Below are 2,935 nucleotides of genomic sequence, written 5' to 3' on the forward strand. Positions count from 1 at the left end.
CACCCCGGAGACAGCCCTCGCCGTGGTTCCCGGCCCGGCCCGCGCGCGTACGGCCCCGCCGGTGGGAGCGGGGCCGTACGCGCGCGTGCCGTTCACATCAGGTCCGATCCGTCACGTCACCTCACGTCAGGCGCCGGAACGCCTCGCTCCAGTCGAGCGGAAGATCGTCGCTGTTCGCCGTCCAGGTGGCGAACTTCGCGTCGCTCATCTCGGCGGCCAGGCCCCGGGACGTCGGTGCGTGGGTGCCGGAGCGGGCGAAGTCCTTGAGCGCCGCGGGCGACTCCCAGGCGGACAGCGTCCAGAAGGTGCGCCGCAGCGGCTGCGCCTTCAGGGACGCCCCGTACGCGCCGGGCGCTCGGCTCACCTGCCGCCACACGCCGGGCGTCCTGGCGAAGAACTTCAGCGCTCCCCAGAGGGTGCGGGTCTCGAAACGGGAGGCGAAGACGTGGATCTCGGCACCCTGCGGCGGCGTGTTCGGCACGGTCCAAGGGAGGGTGGGCATGATCTGGCTCCTTCCGGGGCCTGGGCGACTTCGAGGGCGTTCGGTGCGAGACGGCTTCGCGGCGAAGTTCGGCGCGAGTCCGCTTCGCGGCGGCGTTCGGTGCGAGACCGCAATCGCGGCGTTCAGTGCGAGACGGTTTCGAGGGCGGGCGCCGGGGGGGAGGCGACGGCCTCCGCGTCCGCAGCTGTCTCTGCCGCGCGCCGCCTCGCCGGGATGACCAGGGCCGCGATCCCTGCCAGGGCCACCACCGCGGCGCCCACCACGAGCGCCGGCTGCAGGCCGTCCACGAAGTTCTGCGCGGAGTCGTAGCCGCCCTGCGCGGAGAAGATCGAGGACATCACCGCGATGCCGAGCGCGCCGCCGACCTCGCGGAGAGCGTTGTTCGCGCCGGAGGCGATGCCCTGCTCCTGCGGCAGGACGCTGGACATGACCAGGTTGGCTGCGGGGGCGAAGAACAGCGCCATGCCGATGCCGCTGAGGATCAGGCCGGGCAGCTGCACGGCGTACGAGGCGTCGACCGTGACCACGGAGGCCATGTAACCGAGGCCGGCCGCCTGGAAGAACAGACCGGCGGCGACGACCGGACGGCCCCCGATCCGGTCGGAGAGGATGCCGGCGATCGGCGCGACGAGCATCGGCATACCGGTCCAGGGCAGCATCCGCAGCCCCGCCTCGGTGGGCGAGTAGCCGAGGACGCCCTGCATGTACTGGCTGAGCAGGAAGATCGACCCGAACATCCCGAGGAACATCAGCAGGCTCGCCGCGTTGATGCCGGCGAAGGCGCGGGAGCGGAACAGCCGCATCGGGAGCATGGGGTTCTTGGCGCGGATGCCGTGGATGACGAAGCCTGCGAGCAGCGCGGCGCCCGCGACGAGGCCGGTCAGGACGAGGGAGCTGGTCCAGCCGTCGGCGGGCCCGCGGACCAGGCCGTAGACGATCCCGAAGAGGCCGCCGCTGGCGAGCAGGGTGCCGGGGATGTCGAGCGGGGCGCCGGTGCCGTGCGACTCGGCGAGGCGCAGGCGGGCCAGGGGCAGCAGGGCCAGGCCGAGCGGAACGTTCAGCCAGAAGATCCAGTGCCAGGACACGTGTTCGGTGAGACTGCCGCCGATCAGGGGCCCGGAGGCGACCGCGAGGCCGTTCACGGCTCCCCATATCCCGTACGCCATCCCGCGCTTGGCGGCGGGAACCGCGGCCGTCAGCAGGGTGAGCGTCAACGGCATCATGATCGCCGCACCGACGCCCTGCACCGCGCGGGCGGCGATCAGCGAGTCGATGCCGGGCGCCATGGCCGCGGCGGCGGACGCGCCGGTGAAGACGGTGAGTCCGGCGAGGAAGAGCCGACGGCGGCCGAACCGGTCGCCGAGCGCAGCGCCGAACATCAGCAGTACGGCGAAGGTGAGCGTGTAGGCACTCACCGTCCACTCCAGGTCGTCCAGCGCTCCCCCGAGATCCTTGCGGATGGAGGGCAGCGCGGTGGTGACGACGAGGTTGTCGAGGGCCGCCATGAAGCCGGCGACGCTGGTGATGACGAGGGCCCAGACGACGCCTCCGCGGCGTGCGGTCTGTTCGGTCCCGTCGGGCCTTTCGGTCCGATCGCTCGATATGCCCTGCTCGGACTGCTGTGACATCGCTCCCCCAGAGAGTGGCCATCAGGATTGGTTAGTTATTGCTGACTAACTTTGATGATCATGAAGAGGCGCTGAAAACGCCCCTACCTCTTCCGCTTCCTCTACTTCTCCAGCCGGCCCTTGATCCGCGCCGACGGGTAGAGGCCTTCCCACACCCGGTGCTCGGGCGGGAAACCCATGGCCACCAGGCAGTTGATGAGCATCCCGTACGCCATGAAGGTCGTCGTTCCGTCGATGTCGGCACCGAGTGGCAGATGAACGGCGTCCCACAACCGCATCCAGCCCGCCCGCACCGCCTCGCCGAACTCGTGTTCGCCCATCTGCTCGGCGGCGCCCACCGCCACGTACATCTGCATCTGCATCATCAGCTGCTCGGGCCGTTCCGCGATGACCTTGGTGTACGCGTTCGCCATGGCATGCAGGGCCTCTTCGCCCTCCAACCCCTCGGCGGCATCCACGAACGTGCGGATGGTCTCCTCCACACAGCGTTCGGACGCCGCGAGGAAGATCGCCTTCTTGCCAGGGAAGAGCCTGAAGAGGTACGGCTGCGAGACACCGACGCGCTTGGCGATCGCCTCGGTGGACGTCCCGTAGAAGCCGCCGAGGGCGAACTCGCTCATCGCCGCGCGAATGACGCTTTCACGCCTCTCTTCTGCGCTCATCCTGACCATGCGAGTAAGTTAGTACTCAATCACTAACTACGTCAAGGGGGGCGTCTCGGAGAGGCGGTACCAGGGCGGTACGAGGACGTACGACGGCGGTACGAAGGCGGTGCAGGTAAGGGGCGCTCGCTATGGCGAGCGCC

General features: G+C 69.6%; 3 protein-coding genes. All 3 read right to left on the reverse strand.

The features are described 5' to 3' along the window. Positions 1 to 121 precede the first annotated feature (121 nt). Positions 122 to 502 carry a DUF3291 domain-containing protein gene (locus ABZS97_RS43735; RefSeq protein ID WP_356149594.1) on the reverse strand — a complete coding sequence of 127 codons (381 nt, stop codon included), beginning with the start codon at positions 500 to 502 and terminating at the stop codon, positions 122 to 124. 122 nt (positions 503 to 624) lie between these two features. Further along, positions 625 to 2,130 carry a DHA2 family efflux MFS transporter permease subunit gene (locus tag ABZS97_RS43740; RefSeq protein ID WP_356149597.1) on the reverse strand — a complete coding sequence of 502 codons (1,506 nt, stop codon included), beginning with the start codon at positions 2,128 to 2,130 and terminating at the stop codon, positions 625 to 627. Positions 2,131 to 2,231: 101 nt separating this feature from the next. Continuing rightward, positions 2,232 to 2,801 carry a helix-turn-helix domain-containing protein gene (locus tag ABZS97_RS43745; protein WP_356149600.1) on the reverse strand — a complete coding sequence of 190 codons (570 nt, stop codon included), beginning with the start codon at positions 2,799 to 2,801 and terminating at the stop codon, positions 2,232 to 2,234. Positions 2,802 to 2,935 lie beyond the last annotated feature (134 nt).

The sequence above is a fragment of the Streptomyces sp. NPDC005485 genome, from assembly GCF_040606085.1.
GTDB lineage: Bacteria > Actinomycetota > Actinomycetes > Streptomycetales > Streptomycetaceae > Streptomyces.

What these genes read in the sequence shown, in the direction of transcription:
- ABZS97_RS43735 (WP_356149594.1), bottom strand. Translation starts at nt 502, where the DNA reads ATGCCCACCCTCCCTTGGACCGTGCCGAACACGCCGCCGCAGGGTGCC.
- ABZS97_RS43740 (WP_356149597.1), bottom strand. Translation starts at nt 2,130, where the DNA reads ATGTCACAGCAGTCCGAGCAGGGCATATCGAGCGATCGGACCGAAAGG.
- ABZS97_RS43745 (WP_356149600.1), bottom strand. Translation starts at nt 2,801, where the DNA reads ATGGTCAGGATGAGCGCAGAAGAGAGGCGTGAAAGCGTCATTCGCGCG.